This window comes from Pseudomonas sp. 13B_2.1_Bac1 (assembly GCF_025466155.1).
Classification (GTDB): domain Bacteria; phylum Pseudomonadota; class Gammaproteobacteria; order Pseudomonadales; family Pseudomonadaceae; genus Aquipseudomonas; species Aquipseudomonas aylmerensis.
Map to the genome: position 1 here is coordinate 102,526 of NZ_JANLOH010000036.1, position 22,989 is coordinate 125,514.

At 62.1% G+C, this 22,989-nt stretch carries 12 protein-coding genes; 6 read left to right on the forward strand and 6 right to left on the reverse strand.

Going from position 1 to position 22,989, the window contains the following annotated elements:
• Positions 1-151: 151 nt before the first annotated feature.
• Positions 152-4,105 carry a trifunctional transcriptional regulator/proline dehydrogenase/L-glutamate gamma-semialdehyde dehydrogenase gene (putA, locus tag NTD80_RS07875; protein WP_262133014.1) on the reverse strand — a complete coding sequence of 1,318 codons (3,954 nt, stop codon included), beginning with the start codon at positions 4,103-4,105 and terminating at the stop codon, positions 152-154.
• Positions 4,106-4,186: 81 nt separating this feature from the next.
• Between putA and NTD80_RS07880 the strand changes: the two genes are divergently transcribed.
• From NTD80_RS07880 to NTD80_RS07895, 4 genes are all read left to right on the forward strand, one after another.
• Positions 4,187-4,444: a hypothetical protein gene (locus NTD80_RS07880; RefSeq protein WP_262133016.1), complete on the forward strand. Its 258-nt coding sequence runs from the start codon at positions 4,187-4,189 to the stop codon at positions 4,442-4,444.
• A gap of 123 nt (positions 4,445-4,567) precedes the next feature.
• On the forward strand, positions 4,568-6,052 hold the full coding sequence (gene putP / locus NTD80_RS07885) for a sodium/proline symporter PutP (protein WP_065900004.1): 1,485 nt from the start codon (positions 4,568-4,570) through the stop codon (positions 6,050-6,052).
• 203 nt (positions 6,053-6,255) lie between these two features.
• Entirely contained in the window at positions 6,256-8,286 is a 2,031-nt protein-coding gene (locus NTD80_RS07890) for a type VI secretion system tip protein VgrG (protein ID WP_262133019.1), read from the forward strand.
• Positions 8,286-9,011, forward strand: a complete 726-nt coding sequence (locus NTD80_RS07895; RefSeq protein WP_262133021.1) for a DUF4123 domain-containing protein — start codon at positions 8,286-8,288, stop codon at positions 9,009-9,011. The genes NTD80_RS07890 and NTD80_RS07895 overlap by 1 nt, the downstream gene beginning before the upstream one ends.
• Here NTD80_RS07895 and NTD80_RS07900 read toward each other — a convergent pair.
• Positions 8,997-10,274 carry an O-acetylhomoserine aminocarboxypropyltransferase/cysteine synthase family protein gene (locus tag NTD80_RS07900; RefSeq protein WP_262133023.1) on the reverse strand — a complete coding sequence of 426 codons (1,278 nt, stop codon included), beginning with the start codon at positions 10,272-10,274 and terminating at the stop codon, positions 8,997-8,999. The genes NTD80_RS07895 and NTD80_RS07900 overlap by 15 nt on opposite strands.
• A gap of 252 nt (positions 10,275-10,526) precedes the next feature.
• On the opposite strand from NTD80_RS07900, the gene NTD80_RS07905 reads away from it, so the two are divergent.
• Positions 10,527-11,363 (forward strand): 23S rRNA (adenine(2030)-N(6))-methyltransferase RlmJ, encoded by an 837-nt coding sequence (locus NTD80_RS07905; RefSeq protein ID WP_262133025.1) that lies wholly within the window; start codon positions 10,527-10,529, stop codon positions 11,361-11,363.
• A gap of 83 nt (positions 11,364-11,446) precedes the next feature.
• On the opposite strand, the gene msrA is transcribed toward NTD80_RS07905, so the two are convergent.
• The 4 genes from msrA to aceE all read right to left on the reverse strand — a co-directional run bounded on the left by msrA (position 11,447) and on the right by aceE (position 19,487).
• The gene (gene msrA, locus NTD80_RS07910) at positions 11,447-12,094 is read right to left on the reverse strand and encodes a peptide-methionine (S)-S-oxide reductase MsrA (RefSeq protein WP_262133027.1); all 648 of its coding nucleotides are present in this window, start codon (positions 12,092-12,094) and stop codon (positions 11,447-11,449) included.
• A 72-nt stretch (positions 12,095-12,166) separates the two neighbouring features.
• Positions 12,167-14,860: a putative bifunctional diguanylate cyclase/phosphodiesterase gene (locus tag NTD80_RS07915; RefSeq protein ID WP_065900016.1), complete on the reverse strand. Its 2,694-nt coding sequence runs from the start codon at positions 14,858-14,860 to the stop codon at positions 12,167-12,169.
• A gap of 317 nt (positions 14,861-15,177) precedes the next feature.
• Positions 15,178-16,830 carry a dihydrolipoyllysine-residue acetyltransferase gene (aceF, locus tag NTD80_RS07920; RefSeq protein WP_262133030.1) on the reverse strand — a complete coding sequence of 551 codons (1,653 nt, stop codon included), beginning with the start codon at positions 16,828-16,830 and terminating at the stop codon, positions 15,178-15,180.
• An 11-nt stretch (positions 16,831-16,841) separates the two neighbouring features.
• The gene (gene aceE, locus NTD80_RS07925; RefSeq protein ID WP_065900019.1) at positions 16,842-19,487 is read right to left on the reverse strand and encodes a pyruvate dehydrogenase (acetyl-transferring), homodimeric type; all 2,646 of its coding nucleotides are present in this window, start codon (positions 19,485-19,487) and stop codon (positions 16,842-16,844) included.
• Between the two features lie 383 nt (positions 19,488-19,870).
• Here aceE and glnE point away from each other — a divergent pair, with 383 nt between their 5' ends.
• Entirely contained in the window at positions 19,871-22,810 is a 2,940-nt protein-coding gene (gene glnE, locus NTD80_RS07930; protein ID WP_262133031.1) for a bifunctional [glutamate--ammonia ligase]-adenylyl-L-tyrosine phosphorylase/[glutamate--ammonia-ligase] adenylyltransferase, read from the forward strand.
• Positions 22,811-22,989 lie beyond the last annotated feature (179 nt).

A 22,989-nucleotide genomic window follows, 5' to 3' on the forward strand; every position in this document is an offset into this window, starting at 1 on the left:
AGGGGGAAGGAACATAGATGGGGGTGATGGGAGGACACAAGGTTCAGCTACAAGCTACAAGCTACAAGCTACAAGCTACAAGCTACAAGCTGCTTGAGGCTTGAGGCTTGAGGCTTGAGGCTTGCAGCTTGCAGCTTGCAGCTTAGAAGGTTTAGCCGATGGTCATCAGGCTGGCGTTACCGCCTGCTGCAGCGGTGTTAACGCTCAACGCCCGTTCAATCACCAGGCGTTCCAATGCAATCGCGGTCTCGCCTTGCGACAAACCATGCACGCCGACAATCGCCCCGCCACGCTGGGCCACTTGCTGGCACACCGCACGCAGTTGATCGGAATCACCGTGGTGCAGGACGGCGTCGAACACCACGTCATCCTTGGTCCAGTCGGCCACGCGCTTGATCTTCGCCTGAATCTCCTTCGGCAGGCGTGGGAACAAGGCCTTGGTCAGGTCGGTTTCCGGCCATACCGCAGAACCGCCAACAGCCAGCACCGCCGCCAGTTGAGTCAGCAGGTCGCCTTCTACGTCCGCCAGGCACAGCACGTGCTCGCGGGGCAGGATGGCGTAGCTGTTGCGCTCGCCAGTCGGGCCAGCCAACTGACGGGTGATACCGCTTTGCGATTGCGCGGCGAACTGGTTGCACAGGGCGCTCAGGTCGCTGAACTGATTGCTGTCAGCCCAGGTTTTCAGGGCTGTCAGCGGTTGGCTCATGGCGTCGCGCAGGCGCACATCCGGTGCGGTCAGCTTGTCGCCACGCACGAAGGATTGTTCGATCGCATCGGTAGGACGAGTCGACAGCAGGCGGTACAGGTACAACGGACCACCGGCTTTCGGGCCGGTCCCCGACAGGCCTTCGCCGCCGAACGGCTGCACGCCGACCACGGCACCAACAATGTTGCGGTTGACGTAGACGTTACCGGCATTGACGTTGTCGATCACCTTGGCGATGGTCTCGTCGATACGGGTGTGCACGCCCAGGGTCAGGCCATAGCCGGACGCATTGATCTGCGCGATGAGCTGGTCGATCTCTTTGCGCTTGTAGCGCACCACGTGCAGCACCGGGCCGAAGATCTCGCGTTGCAGTTCGTCGAAGCTTTCCAGCTCGATCAGGGTCGGCATCACGAAGGTGCCACGCTTGATCTCTTCGCCGTCGGCAATGGCCACCTGGTACACGTTGCGGCCTTTGTCGCGCATGGCCTGGATGTGTTTCTCGATACCGGCCTTGGCTTCGGCGTCGATCACCGGGCCGATGTCCACGGACAGGCGCTCCGGGTTACCCAGGCGGCATTCAGCCATGGCTCCCTTGAGCATTTCGATCACGCGGTCTGCCGAATCTTCCTGCAGGCACAGGACACGCAGGGCCGAGCAACGCTGGCCGGCACTGTCGAAGGCCGAGGACACCACGTCGATGACCACTTGCTCGGTCAGCGCCGAAGAATCGACGATCATCGCGTTCTGGCCACCGGTTTCGGCGATCAGCGGGATCGGACGGCCCTGGGCATCCAGGCGGCCGGCGACATTGCGTTGCAGCAGGCGCGCGACCTCGGTGGAGCCAGTGAACATCACACCTTTGACGCGTTCATCGCCGACCAGGCGCGCACCGACGCTTTCGCCCTGGCCCGGCAGCAGTTGCAGCACGCCTTTCGGAATACCGGCTTCGAGCAGGATGCGCACGGCTTGGGCAGCCACCAGCGGCGTTTGCTCCGCAGGCTTGGCCAGTACCGGGTTGCCGGCAGCCAGTGCGGCAGCGACCTGGCCACTGAAGATTGCCAGCGGGAAGTTCCACGGGCTGATGCAGACCACCGGGCCCAGTGGGCGGTGGGCGTCGTTGGTGAAATCGTTGCGTGCCTGCACCGCGTAGTAGCGCAGGAAGTCCACGGCTTCGCGCACTTCGGCGATGGCGTTGGCGAAGGTCTTGCCGGCTTCGCGAGCCAGCAGGCCCATCAGTGGCTGGATCTCGCCCTCCATCAGGTCGGCGGCACGTTCCAGGATCGCGGCGCGCTCGGCGGGCGGGGTGGCCTGCCAGATCGGGCCGGCATTGATGGCGCACTGGATGGCGTTGTCGACGTCTTCGACGGTGGCTTCCTGTACGTGACCGACCACATCACGCAGGTCGGACGGGTTCAGCACCGGTGCAGCAGGCTGGTCGCTGGAGGCGCAACCGAGCATCGGCGCGGCCTTCCAGTGGTTGTGCGCGGTGGCAAGCAACGCGCAGGACAGCGACGCCAGACGGTGTTCGTTGGCCAGGTCGATGCCGGCCGAGTTGGCGCGGTCGCTGCCATACAGGTCGCGGGGCAGCGGGATACGCGGGTGCGGCAGACCGAAGCCGCCTTCCAGCGTCGCCATCTGCTCGATGCTGGCCACTGGATCGGCCACCAGCTCCTGGATCGAGATGGACTGGTCGGCAATCCGGTTGACGAACGAGGTGTTGGCGCCGTTTTCCAGCAGGCGACGCACCAGGTACGCCAGCAGCGTTTCGTGGGTACCAACCGGTGCGTACACGCGGCACGGACGATTCAGTTTGCCGTCGGAGACCTTGCCTACGACTTGCTCGTACAGTGGCTCACCCATGCCGTGCAGGCATTGGAACTCGTACTGGCCGGGGTAATAGTTCTGACCAGCGATATGGTAGATGGCCGACAAGGTGTGGGCGTTATGCGTGGCGAACTGCGGGTAGATGACTTCCGGCACCGACAGCAGTTTGCGTGCACAGGCGATGTAGGAAACGTCGGTGTACACCTTGCGGGTGTAGACCGGATAGCCTTCCAGGCCTTCAACCTGTGCGCGCTTGATTTCGCTGTCCCAGTACGCGCCTTTCACCAGGCGGATCATCAGGCGATGGCGGCTGCGGCGGGCCAGGTCGATAACGTAGTCGATCACATACGGGCAACGCTTCTGGTAGGCCTGGATCACAAAGCCGATGCCGTTCCAGCCGGTCAGCTGTGGTTCGAAGCACAGGCGTTCGAGCAGATCCAGCGACAGCTCCAGGCGATCGGCTTCTTCGGCGTCGATGTTCAGGCCGATGTCGTATTGCTTGGCCAGCAGGGTCAGGGACAGCAGGCGCGGGTACAGCTCGTCCATCACGCGCTCGTATTGCGCACGGCTGTAACGCGGGTGCAAGGCCGACAGCTTGATGGAGATGCCTGGGCCTTCATAAATCCCACGACCGTGAGAGGCTTTGCCGATCGAGTGGATGGCTTGTTCGTACGAGGCCAGGTACTTCTGGGCATCGTGCTCGGTCAGGGCGGCTTCCCCGAGCATGTCGTAGGAGTAGCGGAAGCCCTTGGCTTCGAACTTGCTCGCGTTGGCCAGGGCTTCGGCGATGGTTTCGCCGGTGACGAACTGCTCGCCCATCAGGCGCATGGCCATGTCGACGCCCTTGCGGATCATCGGCTCGCCGCTCTTGCCGATGATGCGGCTCAGGGACGAGGTCAAGCCTGCTTCGTTATGCGTGGCGACCAGTTTGCCGGTCAGCAACAGGCCCCAGGTGGCGGCGTTGACGAACAGCGACGGGCTGTTGCCCAGGTGCGGCTGCCAGTTGCCGGTGCTGATCTTGTCGCGGATCAGCGCGTCGCGGGTGCCCTTGTCCGGGATGCGCAGCAGCGCTTCGGCCAGGCACATCAGTGCGACACCTTCCTGGGATGACAGGGAAAATTCCTGCAGCAGGCCCTGAACAATACCGGCACGGCCGCCGGCACTCTTCTGATTACGTAGTTTCTCGGCAATCGAGGCGGCCAGCTTGTTGGTGGCTTCGGCCATGGGCTGCGGCAGGCGGGCCTGCTCGATCAGCATCGGCACCACTTCCGGCTCAGGGCGACGGTAAGCGGCGGTGATCGAGGCGCGCAGCACGGATTGCGGCAGGATGCTCTCGGCAAACTCCAGGAAGCACTGGTGGGCGTGGTCGGCCTGGACTTCGCCGGCGTCATCCGCGTCCTTGCTGCTCAAGCCATTCAGCTCGGTCAGGGTTGCACCACCCTCGAGTTTCTCCAGGTAATTGAAAATCGCCTGCTTGATCAGCCAGTGCGGCGTGCGATCAATCGAGGTCGCGGCGGCCTTCAGGCGTTCGCGGGTCGGGTCGTCGAGTTTGACCCCAAGGGTGGTCGTAGCCATTTTTTTATCCTCATGGGTGCCACTACCGAGTGGCATCAGCTGGCGGCAAGATTAGCTTTGCGCCTGCGGAGGTGCAACCGGGTGCAACCCATTTTCTTCATGAATTTTTCGATCGTGATCGGGAAAAAATTTGGCCCTCGACGGAATTCGCTGCGTGTTGGTGCATTTGCTTCTGAGATCGGCTGTTCTTGCTCCGAAAAGGAGCAAAAACGCGCTGTTTGCTGCAATACACGCCTAGGTGCAACTTATTCTCAAGAAACTGGTTGCACCTTATTTGCTTTGTTGAATAGCATTCGCGCCCAAGGTGCAACCACCTTTACGGTTCGGTTCATCGGCTGACGGCTTTCCTGGGGAAACGTCAGTCATAAATGCGCGGCACGCCGGTTCGTCTCCCCAACTAGCAATGGGGTAGCCGTCCGCGAGACCGCTGCTACATAAAAACAAAGCCAGGGCGTCACTCATATGAGCGTTAGTAATCCCACCCTGATCACGTTTGTGATCTACATCGCAGCAATGGTGCTGATCGGCTTCATGGCCTATCGCTCCACCAACAACCTTTCCGACTACATCCTCGGCGGTCGCAGCCTCGGCAGCGTGGTCACTGCCCTGTCGGCCGGTGCTTCGGATATGAGCGGCTGGCTGTTGATGGGCTTGCCGGGCGCGATCTACATGTCCGGCCTGTCGGAAAGCTGGATCGCCATCGGCCTGATCGTCGGTGCCTACCTCAACTGGCTGTTCGTGGCCGGTCGCCTGCGGGTACAGACCGAGCACAACGGCGACGCCCTGACCCTGCCGGACTACTTCTCCAGCCGTTTCGAAGATAAAAGCGGCCTGCTGCGGATCATCTCTGCGGTGGTGATCCTGGTGTTCTTCACTATCTATTGCGCTTCCGGCATCGTGGCCGGCGCCCGCCTGTTCGAAAGCACCTTCGGCATGTCCTACGAGACTGCGCTGTGGGCCGGCGCGGCTGCGACGATTGCCTACACCTTTGTGGGTGGTTTCCTGGCGGTGAGCTGGACCGATACCGTACAAGCCACGCTGATGATTTTCGCGCTGATCCTCACGCCGATCATCGTGCTGCTGGCCACCGGTGGCGTCGACACCACCTTCCTGGCGATCGAAGCCAAGAACCCCGACAACTTCAACATGCTGAAGAACACCACGTTCATCGGCATTATCTCGCTGATGGGCTGGGGCTTGGGTTACTTCGGCCAGCCGCACATCCTCGCGCGTTTCATGGCAGCGGACTCGGTGAAGTCGATTGCCAATGCGCGTCGCATCTCCATGACCTGGATGATCCTGTGCCTGGGCGGTACCGTGGCGGTGGGCTTCTTCGGTATCGCCTACTTCTCGGCGCACCCGGAAGTGGCCGGCCCGGTCAACGAGAACCACGAGCGTGTGTTCATTGAGCTGGCCAAGCTGCTGTTCAACCCATGGATTGCGGGCGTGTTGCTGTCGGCCATCCTGGCAGCGGTCATGAGCACCTTGAGCTGCCAGCTGCTGGTATGTTCGAGCGCGCTGACCGAAGACTTCTACAAGACCTTCCTGCGCAAAAATGCTTCCCAGGTCGAGCTGGTGTGGGTCGGCCGCGCCATGGTGCTGGTGGTGGCGCTGATCGCTATCGCCATGGCTGCCAACCCGAACAACCGTGTGCTGGGCCTGGTGAGCTATGCCTGGGCCGGCTTCGGTGCCGCGTTCGGTCCTGTGGTACTGATCTCGGTGATCTGGAAAGGCATGACCCGCAACGGCGCACTGGCCGGGATCCTGGTCGGCGCGATCACCGTAATCGTGTGGAAGCACTTCGAATTGCTCGGCCTGTACGAAATCATCCCAGGCTTCATCTTCGCCAGCCTGGCGATCTACTTCGTCAGCAAGCTGGGCGCACCGACCGCCGGCATGATCGAGCGTTTTGATGCTGCGGAAAAAGACTACAACCTCAACAAGTAATTCGCCGGGCGCTGAGCGCCTGATGAGTTAAAGAAAAGGCCCGCATCCTACGGATGGCGGGCCTTTTTTGCGTGTGATTTCAGACGAGTCAAAGAAGATTCTGACGCTCCTATGTAGGGTTTTACTGATTTGCAGTGAGCATGCTCTTTAGCGTGGAGCAGTGGTGCAGAATCTGCCGCCTACCCCTCGCAGAGAAACACCGGATGTTCGCTCCTGCCAATCAAAGTGCCTTTACCCTGACCCTGGATGGGGTGCCGAGTGAGCTCAAGGTGTTCGAGTTTCACGGCACCGAAGCCATCAGCCAGCCCTATTGTTTTGACCTTGAGCTGGTCAGCGAGCAGCCTGACCTGGACCTGGAAAGCTTGCTGCATCGCCAGGTGTACCTTGGCTTCGATGCCCAGGGACGCGGGGTGCATGGCCTGGTCTACCGCGTGGCGCAGGGCGACTCCGGGCGACGCCTCACGCGCTATCAGCTCAGCCTGGTGCCCCAGCTGGCGTACCTGCAGCACAGCAGCCACCAGCGGATCTTCCAGCAGCAGACGGTGCCACAGATTGTGGCGCGGGTATTGGTGGGGCAGGGCATCCAGAGCGACCAATTCCAGTTCAGCCTGAGTGGTACTTACCCACCGCGCGAGTATTGCGTGCAGTTCGGCGAGACTGATCTGGCGTTCATTCAGCGGCTATGTGCGGAGGTGGGGATTCACTATCACTTCCAGCATTCGCCCGAAGCGCACTTGTTGGTCTTTGGCGATGACCAGACGGTGTTTGCCCAGGCTGAACAGTCCACGCCGTATGCGCCCGGCTCCGGAATGGTGGCTGAGGCGCAGGCAATCAAGCGGTTTGCCGTGCGCTTGGCCACGCGTACCACGTCGGTCAATCTACGCGACTATGACTTTCAAAAACCGCGCCTCGTCCTGGAGAGTGCGGCCGCCGGTGAGCAGCTTCCCACGCTTGAGCAGCAGGTTTTCCCCGGCCATTTCAACGACCGTGCCCATGGCAAATATCTGGCGCAGCGTGGGCTGGAGCGTCATCGCAGTGATTACCAGCTGGCCCATGGCAGCGGTGATGTGCCGGCGCTGGCCAGTGGTCGGTTCCTCAGGCTGAGCGGGCACCCGCGCGAGGCTTGGAATGATGTGTGGCTGGTGCGCGAGGTGACGCATGCAGGCAAGCAACCGCAGGTATTGGAAGAGGCTGTTACGGCGGTGTCTGGCACAGCGTTTCGCCAGGGTTATCGCAATGAATTTGTCGCCGCGCCGTGGGCAGTGATCTTTCGCCCGCCATTGCCTGAGCAGCCGCGCCCGGTTATTTCGGGTTATCAGAGTGCCGTAGTCACCGGCCCCGCCGACAGTGAGATCCATTGCGACGAATATGGGCGGGTCAAGGTGCAACTGGCCTGGGATCGCGGCGGTGAACATGACGAGCATTCCAGTTGCTGGCTGCGGGTCGCCAGTGGCTGGGCGCATGACCGCTATGGCTCGGTGCTGATCCCCAGGGTCGGCATGGAGGTGCTGGTGGGTTTCGTCAATGGTGACATGGACATGCCGCTGGTGATGGGGTGCGTGCCCAACGCGGCGACGACGTTGCCCCTCGACCTGCCCGCAGAAAAGACCCGCAGCATTTTCCGCAGCCAAAGCAGCCCCGGTGGGGGCGGCTATAACGAGTTGCGCATTGAGGATCGCAAGGGCGCCGAGGAAATCTACCTGCGTGCCCAGCGGGATTGGACCCAACATGTGCTGCATGATCAGCAGGTGCAGGTGGATAACCGGCGGCGGGTGAGGGTGGGTGGTGAATCGCACCATGAACTGCAGGGCGAAGAACAACGCATCACCCATGGCAATCGGCTGACTGAACTCAAGCAGGACGATCACCTGGTGGTCGGCGGCTCGCAGCAGATGCGGGCCGGGCGAACCATCCAGATCGGCGCGGGGCAGAGTGTGGTCATCGATGCCGGTGCGAGTGTGACGATTCAGGCGGGCGGGCAATCGATCACGCTGTCCTCGGGCGGCATATTCAGCAGCGTGCCGATTCAACTGGGCGGTGCTCCCGCTGCGGCGGCCGCACCGTTGCTGCCCGGTTTGAAGGAGACATTGCTCGCAGTGATTGCCGCGCCATTAAGTCGTGTGCAGATAGCCAGCCTGAAACGCAGCGCACCCTTTTGCGAGGAGTGCGAGCGATGCAAGAACGGCCAGTGCGATCTGGCCGGTCAATCCCCCCGGGCAAGGAGTCCAGCCTGATGCCTCCACATTTGACGCCTGGCGCCTGGTTGGCCGAATGCCCTTTGCTTGCCCATGAGCGGCTTTTCGCGGTGTTGGGCAGTGCCAGCGAGGCCAAGCCGTATGCTGCCTGGCAAGCCATGGCGGCGGGGAATCTGCCGCACCCCGTGTGGGCCGGCACCGCCTACGCTGACTGGGATGAGGTCATGCCTTATGTGGGCATTGTCGAGCCGGGTAGCGCTTTCCTCGATTGGATTGCTGCCAGCGCCGCCACGGATTGGGGGTGGTTGGCGATATCGTCCAGCCCGCTGGAGACCGTGCTTGCGCACCTGCAAGGCCTGACCAAGGTGTACCTGCCCGATAACCAGGAGGTGTTTTTGCGCTTCTGGGATGGGGTTCAGTTTCACCCGATCTTGCAGGCGTTGGGCGGCGAGGCGGGGAAGGTGCTGCCAGTGTTCAAGCGGTATCTGATCAATGGTCAACCGCTGGCGGTGGTACCGGGGCCCGTGACCGAGGCCAACCCCTGCCCCTGGTGGCGGGTGCCTGCGCCAGTACTGGAGCATCTGGCAGCGCAACCGCCGCACATTCTGGTCGACAACCTGCTGCAATGGCTCGAAGAGCAGCGCCCGGACGTGTACACGGCGTTTACGCCGGCGACCCTGCGGCACAAGGTCACCTATTGTGTGCGCCGTGCGCAGATCAGCCACGAGGCGCTGGCCGACTACCTGGTTTCAGAGTCGGGTTGAGTCGAGTGCCTGTTGCAGGTCCTCGACCAGGTCTTCGATCGCCTCGATACCGACTGACAGGCGGATCATCTCCGGCTTCACGCCGGCCTTGGCCTGCTCCTGCTGGTTCATTTGCCGATGGGTGGTGGAGGCTGGGTGACAGGCCAGGGATTTGGCATCGCCGATGTTCACTAGGCGCTTGAAGATCTGCAGCGCATCGTAGAAACGCACGCCGGCCTCATAGCCGCCCTTCAAGCCGAAGGACAGGATCGCCGACGGTTTGCCCTGCATGTATTTCTGCGCCAGCGCATGGTGCGGGTGATCCGGCAGGCCTGCGTAGCTGACCCACTCCACGTCGGCATGGTCTTGCAGGAACTGCGCAATTTTAAGCGCGTTCTCGGTGTGGCGCTCCATGCGCAGGGCCAGGGTTTCCAGGCCTTGGAGCAGCAGGAACGCATTCATCGGCGCAAGGGCGGCGCCGGTGTTGCGCAAGGGCACGGTACGGGCGCGGGCGATAAAAGCGGCAGGGCCGAATTTCTCGGTGTAGACCACGCCGTGATAGGCCGGCTCGGGCTGGTTGAGGCCGGGAAATTTATCCGCGTATTTCGTCCACGGGAACGTCCCGCTGTCGACGATCACGCCGCCCAGGGAGTTGCCGTGGCCACCCACGTATTTGGTCACCGAGTGCACCACGATGTCGGCGCCGAACTGGATCGGCTTGCACAGGATCGGCGTGGCCACGGTGTTGTCGACCATCAGCGGTACGCCACGGGCATGAGCGACGTCGGCCAGGGCTTCGATGTCGATGATATTGCCTGCCGGGTTGCCGATGCTTTCGCAGTAGACCAGCTTGGTGTTGTCGTCGATCAGTTCGGCAATGGCCTCGGCGGAGTCGTTGCGGGCGAAGCGCACGTCCACGCCGAAGCTGGGCAGCAGGTGGGCGAACAGGGTGTAGGTGCCACCATACAGCTGCGGGGTGGTGACGATATTGTCACCGGCACGGGTCAGGGTCTGGATCGCATAGTGGATTGCAGCGCTGCCAGCCGAGACGGCGAGGGCAGCGATCCCGCCTTCGAGGGCCGCCATGCGTTGTTCCAGCACATCGTTGGTGGGGTTCATGATCCGTGTGTAGATATTGCCGGGCACATCCAGGTTGAACAGGTCGGCGCCGTGTTGGGCGTTATCGAATTCGAAGGCGACGTTCTGGTAGATCGGCACGGCGACGGCCTTGGTGGTCGGGTCCGACTTGAAACCGTGGTGCAGTGCAAGGGTGGCGTCTTTCATGATGGTTATTGACCTCCTTGGATTCCTGGATGCCCCCGTCGAGAACGCTGGGGGCTGGTTGCCTGCGATGGCATCACCGCGCACTACGGGTAATACCGCGTCACTTGCGTCGCGGGCAAGCCCGCGTCCACCCGGGGCATTAGATTGTTTTCGGGGGTATGCCTGCGTTTGCGACATAAGCACCGCCCGACACGCAGCCCTGCACCTTTGCCCGTGTAGAAGGTAAACTTCGCCCCCTGCGCAGGAGCAACCATGAATTATCGTCACGCCTTTCACGCCGGCAACCACGCCGATGTCTTCAAACACCTGACCTTGACCCGCCTCATCGCCCTGATGTCGCGCAAGGAGCAGCCGTTCGCCTACCTCGATACCCACGCCGGCATTGGTCTGTACGACCTGCAGGGCGACCAGGCCAACCGCACCGGTGAATACCTGGAAGGCATCGCCCGCCTGTGGGGCGCGAGCGACCTGCCGCCGCTGACCGCCGACTACATGCGCGTGTTGCATGAGATGAACCCGGACGGTCAGTTGCGCTACTACCCAGGCTCACCTGAGCTGGCACGACGCCTCACCCGGCCGCAGGACCGCGTGTTGCTCAACGAAAAACACCCCGAAGATGGCGTGCTGCTCAAGGACAACATGAAGGGTGATCGCCGGGTCAAGGTGCACCTCGGCGAAGGCTGGCATGTGCCTCGCGCACTGCTGCCGGTGCCGGAAAAGCGTGCGCTGATGCTCATCGACCCGCCGTTCGAGCAACTCGATGAAATGCAACGCTGCGCCGCCTCCCTCAAGGAAGCGATAGGCCGGATGCGTCAAACCGTGGCGGCGATCTGGTACCCGGTGAAGGACCAGCGCATGTTGCGCCGTTTCTACCAGGACCTGGCCGGCAGCGGTGCGCCGAAGTTGCTGCGGGTGGAATTGCTGGTGCATCCGCTAGACACGCCAAACACCCTGACCGGCTCGGGCCTGGCGATCGCCAACCCGCCGTGGGGCCTGGAAGAGGAATTGCGTGAGCTGCTGCCGTGGCTGTCCAAGAAGCTTGGCCAGACCCAGGGTGGGTGGCAGATGGATTGGCTCATAGCGGAATAGTTACAAGCCGCAAGCTGCAAGTGACAGCAGCGAACACAACTTGCAGCTTGTAGCTTGCGGCTTATGGCTTGTCGCTCCGATCTTCAGATCGGACAGGTCACGCCCGTGCCGCCAATCCCGCAGTAGCCCTGCGGATTCTTCGCCAGGTACTGCTGGTGGTATGCCTCGGCGAAGTACACCGTCGGTGCTTCTTCGATTTGCGTGGTGATCGCACCCAGGCCGGCCTTGTTCAGTTCTTGCTGATACGCCTGTGCGCTGGCCTTCGCCGCGGCCAATTGCTCAGGCGTGGTCGCATAGATTACCGAGCGGTACTGGCTGCCGATGTCATTGCCCTGGCGCATGCCCTGGGTCGGGTTGTGCAATTCCCAGAACATTTTCAGCAGGTCTTCATACTTGACCTTGGCCTGGTCGTATACCACCAGCACCACTTCGCTGTGGCCGGTCAGTCCCGAGCAGACTTCTTCATAGGTCGGATTCGGTGTGAAGCCGCCGGCGTAGCCGACCACGGTGCTGACCACGCCATCGCGCTGCCAGAACCTGCGCTCGGCACCCCAGAAGCACCCCAGGCCGAATATCGCGAAGCCGACATCATCCAGAAACGGGCCCAGCAGCGGGTTGCCGTTGACGAAGTGCGTCTGCGGCAGGTTCATCGGAGTTTCACGGCCAGGCAAAGCTTGTTCTTGAGTAGGCAGCACGTTTTTGTTCACCAGAATTTCCGAGCGCAAGACCATGGGCAGTCCTCTCAGTCAGATTGAGTTAGGTAAGAATTCAGACCGCCAGTGTGCCCGAGTGTTACGGCGCTGTCAGGCGATTGGCCCGCGCGGGTAGCGCTTGAGCTTCTCGAGCAGCTCTGCACCCGGGATCGGCCGGTCGAACAGGTAGCCCTGGCCTACGTCGCAACGATGCCGGCGCAGGAAGGCCAGTTGCTCGGAGGTTTCGACGCCTTCGGCCACCACCTTGAGCTTGAGGTTGTGGGCCATGGCGATCACCGCCGAGGTGATTTCCATGTCGTCCTGGTTGTCCGGGATTTCGTGGATAAAGCTGCGATCGATCTTGATGATGTCGATGGGGAATTTTTTCAAGTAGCTGAGCGACGAGTAACCGGTACCGAAGTCGTCCATGGCCAGGGTCAGGCCGAAGCTTTTCAATTGGTCCAGTTGCAGGCGCGTATCTTCCGTGGCCTCCAGCAGCAGGCCTTCGGTCAGTTCGAGCTCGAGCAGGTTGGCCGGCAGCTGTTCTTCCTTGAGGATCGTGGCGATGGACGCCACCAGGTCCGGGTCGGAGAACTGCTTGGGCGACAGGTTGATCGCCACCTGCAGGTTGCCCATGCCGGCGGCGCTCAATTGCCGGCTCATGCGGCAGGCCTGGCGGGCGATCCATTTGCCGATGGGGATGATCAGCCCGGTTTCTTCGGCCACGCTGATGAACTGGTCGGGGCGGATCATGCCTTTTTCCGGGTGGTTCCAGCGCAGCAGCGCTTCCATGCCCAGCAAACGGCCACTGCGCAGGCACAGCTTGGGCTGGTAGAACACGTCCAGCTCGTTCTGGGTGAGGGCACGGCGCAGGTTGTTTTCCACGAACAGCTTGTAGCTCGCCTCGGCGTTCAGCGCTTCGGTAAAGACTTGCACCTGGTGTTTACCGTTGGCCTTGGCCTTGTGCAGGGCCAGCCCGGCGTTGCGCATCAATGTCTGTGGATCGCGGCCGTGCAGCGGCGCGCAGGCCAGGCCCACGGAGCCGGTGACGCTGATCAACTGGTTGTCGACGAACATCGGCTTGTCGAGGGTCGCGAGCAGTTGGCTGGCGACCTGCTGGCCGCTCTCCAGGTCCGTGTCGTCGAGCAGCACCGCAAACTCGTTACTGGCAAACCGCGCCAGGCTGCCGCCGGCACTCAGGCTGTTGCGCAGGCGCCGTGCCAGGCTGATCAGCAGCTTGTCGCCGGTCTGGTGGCCGAGGCTGTCGTTGATCCGCTTGAAGTTGTCGATGTCCACCAGCAACAGGCTGATCGGGCTGTCGCTGTCGCGGGCAAAGCGCTCGTCGAGGTTGCGGATGAAGGCCGGGCGGTTGCCCAGGTTGGTCAGGTTGTCGGTGTAGGCCAGGCGCTCGATGCGCTGCTGCGCGAGTTTGGTCTGGGTGATGTCTTCGTAGATGCCGATGTAGTGAGTCAGCTCACGATTATCGCCATACACCTTGGAAATCGACAGCTGGCCCCAGTAGGGTTCGAGGTTTTTGCGCCGGCTCTTGAACTCGCCCTGCCAACTATTGCTTTTGGCCAGGCTCGAGGGCGCATCGAACAGCAGTTCGCTGAGGTTCTCCAGGGCCGGCAGTTGGGCCAGGCGGTGGCCGTGGACCTCTTCGGCGCTGTACTGGGTGATCGCCGTAAAGCTCGGGTTGACGTATTCCACCACGCCATCGCAGTTGACCAGCAGGAAGGCGTTGGCGCTTTGTTCCACGGCGCGCTGGAACAGGTGCAGGGCGCTGGTGGCGGTGCGGCGGTTGTGGTTGTTGATGACTTGCGCGAACTGGTCGGCCAGTTCACCGGCGAAGGCAATTTCATCGGCCTGCCAGGCGCGCGGGCTGCCGCCCTGTTCCAGGCACAAGACGCCGATCACTTGGCCATCGACGCGGATGCTCGCGTCGAGCATCGCGTAGATGTCCTTGGCCCGCAGGTTTTCGGCCATCTCGCGGGTGCGCGGGTCGCGCATGGCGTTGGTGGCGTCGATGGCGCGGCTGGTGTGCAGGGCTTCCAGGTAGTCGGGAAAGCCGCTCGCGTCGATCGCCTCGGGCATATGGTGGCGTTGGTCCGCGCGGTGGTACGCCGAAATCGGCACCAGGCGCTGGCCTTCGAGGTTCCAGATGCTGGCGCAGTCGATCTGGTAGATATCGCAGGCGCTGCGGGTGATCAGTTCGGCGGCTTCTTGCAGCGAATTGTTAGTGGTGTAGCGCTGGCGGGCCAGCAACAGGATCAGCTCCTGCTGGGCGCGCACCCGTTCCAGGTGCTGCAGTTGTTCCTGCTGGGCGCGCTGGTTGAGCTCCAGGGCGATCTGCAGGCGGCTGTTCTGGCTCTCCAGCTCCGCCGTGGGGGCGGGGGAAGGCACTTCGCTGAACAAGCCGTCGACCACCATCAGGTAGCCACGCAGCAGATGGCGATTGTGCTGTTTGTAGGCTTCGCCCATTTCCAGCAGGCTCAGTGGGCCGTCGCTGGTGTGCAGGGTGTAGCGCACCAGATAGTGAGGGCTCTGGGTCAGTTGCTGCTGGATGGTGTCGTGCAGTTGATAGCGCGCCTGGGGCTCCATCAGGCTGGCGTAGGGGGTGCCTATCAGCGCGCACAGCTCGACCGCCGGCAGGCCGAATTGGCGCTCGCAGTTGGGGTCGAGGTAGAGCAGGGCCCAGCTTGCCTCATTAAGCCGCTCGAAACGCAGCATACCGAGGCGCGAAGGCACCGGTAACTGCGTCACTACCTCGGCCGCCATACGGGCGACATCGGGTTGGCTTTTCATGGGGGGAGACTCACTTGAAATAACGCGCACGGCGCCGGGCTCACGCCCTCTTTTCTGCTGCCTGCGGCAAGGTTGCATCATGCGGCGCGGGCTGACAAGAGAGGATGAAGGCTAAGTGCTATAAGGGGGTTATCGGCCGCGCGAGGGGTTTCTTCAATCGATGTGACGGAAGGTGTACAAACCTGTTTGCCTTGTTCAATTTTTACCCGGTACGCAGGCAAAAAAAGCCCCGCCAAGTGGCGGGGTTGAGGTACGAGCGTGGCGCTCGGAAATCGGTGCGGCAAGGGCCTCCCCGCTGAAGAGGAGGCCGCTGCGGCTTACAGCAGGATGGTGCGGATGTCGTTCAGCAGTTGGCTCAGGCGCTGCGTGAAGCGTGCAGCGGCGGCGCCGTTGATCACACGGTGATCGTAGGACAGCGACAGCGGCAGCATCAGCTTTGGCTGGAACGCTTTACCGTCCCACACAGGCTGGATAGTTGCCTTGGACACACCCAGGATCGCCACTTCCGGCGCGTTGACGATCGGCGTGAAGCCGGTGCCGCCAATGTGGCCGAGGCTGGAGATGGTGAAGCACGCGCCCTGCATGTCGTCCGGGGTGAGCTTCTTGTCACGGGCCTTGGCAGCCAGTGCAGCAGCCTCAGCGGCAAGCTGCAGCAGGCTCTTCTGGTCGACGTTCTTGATGACCGGTACCAGCAGGCCATCCGGGGTGTCGACCGCAAAACCTACGTTCACGTACTTCTTGCGAATGATCGCCTTGCCGCTTGGCGCCAGCGAGCTGTTGAAGTCCGGCAGTTCCTTGAGCAGGTGTGCACAGGCCTTGAGCAGCAGTGGCAACACGGTCAGTTTCACGCCGGCCTTCTCGGCCACGGCTTTCTGCGCAACGCGGAAAGCTTCCAGGTCGGTGATGTCGGCCTGGTCGAACTGAGTCACGTGCGGGATGTTCAGCCAGCTGGCGTGCAGACCGGCCGCGCCGATTTGCATCAGGCGGGTCATCGGCACTTCTTCGGTTTCGCCGAAGCGGCTGAAGTCCACGGTGCGGATCGGCGGAATGCCCGAACCACCGGTAGCGCCGCCAGCAGCTGGCGCTTCCTTGGCTTTGTGCATCATGGCCTTGACGTAGACCTGCACGTCTTCCTTCAGCACGCGACCGTGAGGGCCAGTGGCCGACACGGCGCTCAGCTCAACGCCGAACTCACGGGCCAGCTGACGCACGGCAGGGCCGGCGTGCACCTTGGCACCGCTTGGCGCTGGAGCGGCAGCAGCAGGGGCCGCAGCGGCCTCGGCTTTGGCAGCAGGCGCAGGGGCGGCAGCAGCCGGAGCCGGAGCCGATTCAGCCTTGGCAGCCGGAGCGGCCGCTGGTGCTGGAGCGGCAGCCGGCGCTGCGCCTTGAACTTTGAGCTTGAGGATGAAATCGCCAGTGCCGACTTCGTCTTCCAGCTTGACCGCGATGCTTTCCACCACGCCGGCAGCCGGCGAAGGGATTTCCATGGAGGCCTTGTCGGACTCCAGGGTGATCAGCGACTGGTCGGCTTCGACGGTGTCGCCGACCTTGACCAGCAGCTCGATGATCTTGGCCTTGCCTGACGAGCCGATGTCCGGGACGTGAATGTCCTGGACGCTGGCGGCGGCAGGTGCAGCAGCCGGGGCCGGAGCGGCCTCGGCAGCAGCAGGCTTTTCAGCAGCAGGTGCTGGCGCAGCAGCGGCAGCCGGGGCCGCCGCAGGGGCCGCATCAGCGGCACCTTCGATTTCCAGTTCCAGCAGTTCGTCGCCTTCTTTCAGGCGATCGCCCAGCTTCACTTTCAGGCTCTTGACCACGCCGGCCTTGGGAGCAGGGATTTCCATGCTCGCCTTGTCCGATTCCAGGGTCAGGATGCTCTGGTCGGCTTCGACGGTGTCGCCGACCTTCACAAACAGCTCGATTACTTCACCTTCACCGCTGCCGATGTCAGGTACGCGAATGAGTTCGCTCACAAAAAATCTCCTCAGCAGTCCAGTGGGTTGCGTTTTTCCGGGTTGATCCCGAACTTGACGATAGCGTCAGCCACTACCTTAGGCTCGATCTCACCACGGTCAGCCAAGGCTTCCAGGGCTGCCAACACCACGAAGTGACGGTCGACTTCGAAGAAGTGACGCAGCTTCTTGCGGCTGTCACTGCGGCCGAAACCGTCGGTGCCCAGGACTTTGAATTCCTTGGACGGGACCCACTGGCGAATTTGTTCAGCAAACAGTTTCATGTAGTCGGTCGAAGCGATCACCGGGCCTTTACGGCCGGTCAGGCACTCTTCCACGAAGGTGCGCTGTGGCTTCTGGCCAGGGTGCAGGCGGTTGTGACGCTCTACGGCCAGGCCATCGCGACGCAGTTCGTTGAAGCTGGTAACGCTCCAGACGTCAGCGCCGACGTTGAACTCGTCACGCAGGATCTTAGCCGCTTCACGCACTTCACGCAGGATGGTGCCGGAGCCCATCAGCTGCACGTGGTGCGCCGCTTCCTTGGTGTCTTCTTCGAGCAGGTACATGCCCTTGATGATGCCTTCCTCGACACCGGCCGGCATGGCTGGCTGCTGGTAGGACTCGTTCATCACGGTGATGTAGTAGAAAACGTCCTGCTGCTCTTCGGTCATCTTCTTCATGCCGTCCTGGATGATCACCGCCAGCTCATAGCCGTAGGTTGGATCAAAGGTGCGGCAGTTCGGGATGGTGGCAGCCAGGATGTGGCTGTGACCGTCTTCGTGTTGCAGGCCTTCGCCGTTCAGCGTGGTACGGCCGGCGGTGCCGCCGATCAGGAAGCCACGGGTACGGCTGTCGCCTGCTGCCCAAGCCAGGTCGCCGATACGCTGGAAACCGAACATCGAGTAGAAGATGTAGAACGGCAGCATCGGCTGGTTGTGGCTGGAGTACGAGGTACCGGCAGCGATGAAGGAGCTCATGGCGCCCGCTTCGTTGATGCCTTCTTCGAGGATCTGGCCCTTCTTGTCTTCCTTGTAGAACATCACCTGGTCTTTATCGACTGGCTCGTAGAGCTGGCCGACGGAGGAGTAGATGCCCAACTGACGGAACATGCCTTCCATACCGAAGGTACGGGCTTCGTCCGGGATGATCGGGACGATGCGCGAACCGATTTCCTTGTCCTTGACCAGCTGCGCGAGGATCCGCACGAAGGCCATGGTGGTGGAGATTTCACGGTCGCCCGAGCCGTCCAGGATAGCCTTGAGGGTATCGAGTGGCGGTGTAGGGATGTCGAAGGACTTGGCGCGACGCTGTGGCACGAAACCGCCCAGTGCGGCACGACGCTCGCTCAGGTAACGGGCTTCGGCGCTGTTCGGCTCCGGCTTGAAGAACGGCAGGTTCTCCAGCTCTTCGTCCTTGACCGGGATGTCGAAACGATCGCGAAACAACTTCAGGCTGTCGACATCGACTTTCTTGGTGTTGTGCGCAGTGTTTTTCGCTTCGCCGGCACCGGTGCCATAACCCTTGATGGTCTTGGCCAGGATGACGGTCGGTTGTTCTTTGTGGTTGACCGCTTCGTGGTACGCCGCGTAGACCTTGTACGGGTCGTGGCCGCCACGGTTGAGTTTCCAGATCTCGTCGTCGGACAGGTCGGCAACCATCGCCTTGAGTTCAGGCGTGTTGAAGAAGTGTTCACGTACGAACGCGCCGTCTTTGGCTTTGTAGTTCTGGTACTCGCCGTCGATGACTTCGTCCATCCGGCGTTGCAGGATACCGTCGACGTCCTTGGCCAGCAGTGGGTCCCAGAAACGGCCCCAGATGACTTTGGTCACGTTCCACTGAGCACCGCGGAACACGCCTTCGAGTTCCTGGATGATCTTGCCGTTGCCGCGAACCGGGCCGTCGAGGCGCTGCAGGTTGCAGTTGATGACGAAGATCAGGTTGTCCAGCTTCTCGCGGCCAGCCAGGGAGATGGCGCCCAGGGATTCCGGCTCGTCGCACTCGCCGTCGCCCAGGAAGCACCAGACTTTCTGCTTGCCTTCCGGGATGAAGCCGCGCGCTTCCAGGTACTTCATGAAGCGTGCCTGGTAGATCGCCTGGATCGGGCCAAGGCCCATGGATACAGTCGGGAACTGCCAGAAATCAGGCATCAGCCAAGGGTGCGGGTACGACGACAGGCCGTTACCGTCCACTTCCTGGCGGAAGTTGTTCATGTGTTCTTCGGTGATGCGGCCTTCCATGAACGCACGGGCGTAGACGCCTGGCGAGGTGTGGCCCTGGAAGTAGATCAGGTCGCCGCCATGTTCGTCGGTCGGGGCCTGGAAGAAGTAGTTGAAGCCGATGTCGTACAGGGTTGCGCTGGAAGCGAAGCTGGAGATGTGACCGCCCAGGTCAGAATCTTTCAAGTTCGTGCGCATTACCATCGCCATGGCGTTCCAACGTACCAGCGAGCGAATGCGGCGTTCCATGAACAGGTCGCCAGGCATGCGTGCTTCGTGGGTAACGGGGATGGTGTTGCGGTACGGCGTGGTGATGGCGTAGGGCAGTTGCGAGCCGCTGCGGGTCGCGAGTTCGCCCATACGGGTCATCAGGTAGTGAGCACGGTCTTCGCCTTCTTTGTCGAGAACCGATTCCAGGGCGTCCAGCCATTCCTGGGTTTCGACGGGATCGAGGTCTTGCATGGCTTGCTCCAGGGCGGAAAGGCTACCAGAATCGGTTGCCTGAAGTTTGCGACTGGCCTTGTGGGCAGACGACATAAATTCTTGGATGGCCGAAGGTTGCTTCGGCGTCCTGTAGTTTTACTACAAATCGTCGGCCATTTCAGCCTTTCGAATGTATATACGAGTAGTAAAACTACACAAGACTGAGCGGATTGCTCGGTCTGGCTGGTGAGCATAATCGTTATTGTTGATCTTTTGCGAACAAGAAAAGGTAGAAGTTTAATGTTGCCTGCCAAAATTAATGAATTTTCAGCTATTTCTAACTTTTGTTCGACAGTCCTTCATCGAGCGTGGTTCTTGCGTTCACAGCTACAAGCCATTTACGCGCCGATCAAGGATAGACCATGAGCCTGCCAACACTGGCCGAATTACCCGCCATTCTCTTGCCTTACGCCAGCCGGGCCGAGCAGTCATTTCGTGACGCAGTGGCCGCGCTGGACGACGATCATGGCCTTTCTGCGTGGACGCCGCAACGGTGGGCCGACTTCGCCCGCGTGTGCGCCGCCAGTGATTTCGTGATTGAACAGAGTGTTCGTGACCCTTTGATGTTGCTCGAGCTGGTGGCCTGGGGCGAGCTGGACCGCGGCTTTGCGCCGGGCGAGCTGTGCGGCCAGATCGCCGGCGCCGTGCAACAGGCCGAAACAGAAGATGAGCTGGGCCGCGTGCTGCGTCGCCAGCGCACGCGCCAGCAAGTGCGCATCATCTGGCGCGACCTGACCCGCCAGGCGGACTTGGTGCAAACCTGCCGCGACCTCTCCGACATGGCCGACGCCAGCATCGACCAGGCCTACCAGTGGCTGTACCAGCGCCATTGCGTGCAGTTCGGCACGCCGACTGGCCGGCGCAGCGGCGAAGCGCAGCACATGGTGATCCTCGGCATGGGCAAGCTCGGTGCGGTGGAGCTGAACCTGTCGTCGGATATCGACCTGATCTTTGCCTACCCCGAGGGCGGGGAGACGGTGGGCGTCAAGCGTTCCCTGGATAATCAGGAGTTCTTCATTCGGTTTGGTCAAAAATTGATCAAAGCCCTCGATCCGATGACTGTCGACGGCTTTGTGTTCCGTGTCGACATGCGCCTGCGCCCCTACGGCTCGGCTGGCGCGCTGGTGCTCAGCTTCAACGCGCTGGAGCAGTACTACCAGGACCAGGGTCGCGACTGGGAACGCTACGCCATGATCAAGGCGCGTGTGGTCGCCGGCGACCAGGTCGCCGGTGCGCAGTTGCTCGATATGCTGCGCCCCTTCGTGTACCGCCGTTACCTGGACTTTTCCGCCATCGAAGCGCTGCGCACCATGAAGCAGCTGATCCAGCAGGAAGTGCGGCGCAAGGGCATGGCCGAAAACATCAAGCTGGGCTCGGGCGGCATTCGCGAGGTGGAGTTCATCGCCCAGGCCTTCCAGTTGATCCACGGTGGTCGCGACCTCAGCCTGCAGCAGCGGCCGCTGCTCAAAGTGCTCGGCACCCTCGAAGGCCAGGGCTACCTGCCGCCGGCGGTGATCGCCGAGTTGCGCAATGGCTATGAATTCCTGCGCTACACCGAGCACGCGATCCAGGCGATTGCCGATCGCCAGACGCAAATGCTCCCGGACAGCCCGGAGGACCAGGCGCGCATTGCCTTTATGCTCGGTTTTGCCGATTGGGCCGCGTTCCATGAGCGCCTGATGTACTGGCGTGGCCGGGTGGATTGGCATTTCCGCCAGGTCATCGCGGATCCGGATGAAGAGGAAGGCGAAGAGGGCGAACTGGTCGTGGGCGGAGAGTGGCTGCCGCTGTGGGAAGAGTCCCAGGACGAAGAGGCTGCGTGTCGCCAGCTCGCGGAAGGCGGCTTCACTGATGCGCCCAAGGCCCTCAAGGCCCTGGCCGGCCTGCGCAGCAGCCCGCAATTGCGCGCCATGCAGCGCCTCGGTCGCGAGCGATTGGACGCGTTTATCCCGCGCCTGCTGGCCCAGGCCGTCGAACACGCCAACCCGGACCTGGTGCTCGAACGTGTATTGCCGCTGGTGGAGGCCGTCGCGCGGCGCTCTGCCTATCTGGTGCTGCTCACGGAAAACCCCGACGCCCTGCGCCGCCTGCTGACCCTGTGCGCCGCCAGCCCGTGGATTGCCGAGCAGATCACGCGTTTCCCGCTGCTGCTCGACGAGTTGCTCAACGAAGGCCGCCTGTTCAAGCCACCATTGGCGCCGGAACTTGCCGCCGAGTTGCGCGAGCGGCTCACGCGCATCCCCGAGGATGACCTGGAGCAGCAGATGGAGGCCCTGCGGCACTTCAAGCTGGCTCACCGCCTGCGCGTGGCGGCCTCGGAAATCGCCGGCAGCCTGCCGTTGATGAAAGTCAGCGACTACTTGACCTGGCTCGCCGAAGCCATCCTCGAACAGGTGCTGGCCCTGGCCTGGCGCCAGACCGTGGCGCGCCACGGCTCGCCGCAACGGCTGGACGGCACCTTGTGTGATCCCGGGTTCATCATTGTCGGTTATGGGAAAGTCGGCGGCATCGAACTGGGGCATGGTTCGGACCTGGACCTGGTGTTTATCCACGATGGCGACCCGCAGGCCGAGACCGACGGCGCCAAGCCGATTGATGGCGCGCAGTTCTTCACGCGCCTGGGCCAGCGGATCATCCATCTGCTGACCACCCAGACCAACTCCGGCCAGCTGTATGAGGTGGACATGCGCCTGCGACCTTCGGGCGCGTCCGGGCTGTTGGTGAGTTCGCTCGGCGCGTTTGATCGCTATCAACAAAATGAAGCCTGGACTTGGGAACATCAGGCCCTGATCCGCGCGCGCGTGCTGGTCGGCAGCCAGGATGTGGGCCAGGCGTTCGAGCAGGTCCGGGCCAAGGTGCTGGGGCGTGAGCGCGATCTGGCGAAGCTGCGCCAGGAGGTCAGCGAGATGCGCGCCAAGATGCGTGACAACCTGGGCACCAAGGGCACGGCGGCCGGCACCGGCGCCAATGCCTTCGAAGCCACGGCGCTGTTCGACCTCAAGCAGGACGCCGGAGGTATCGTCGATATTGAATTTATGGTGCAATACGCGGCTTTGGCGTGGTCTGCGCAGCATCCATCGTTGCTGCGCTATACCGACAATATCCGCATTCTGGAAGGCCTGGAGCAGGTGGGGTTGATGCCCGCCGCCGATGCTCATCTGCTGCGCGAGGTGTATAAAGCCTACCGCTCCGCCGCGCACCGCCAGGCCCTGCAGAATGAGGCTGGTACGGTAGCCGGGGATCAGTTCGCCGACGAACGGCGCCAGGTGATGCGAATCTGGCAGGAACTGGGGTTAAGCTGAAGCTCGAATAAAGGTGGGAGTGGGCTTGCTCGCGAAAGCGGTATTTCAGTCACTCGATGGGGCGGCTGACAGATCGCTTTCGCGAGCAAGACCGCTCCCACACAAAGCTGTTACCGGGCCAACCGTGACCTACAGTAATTTTCGAGGCGGGGAGGCATAAGCCTCCCCGCATCGTTTGT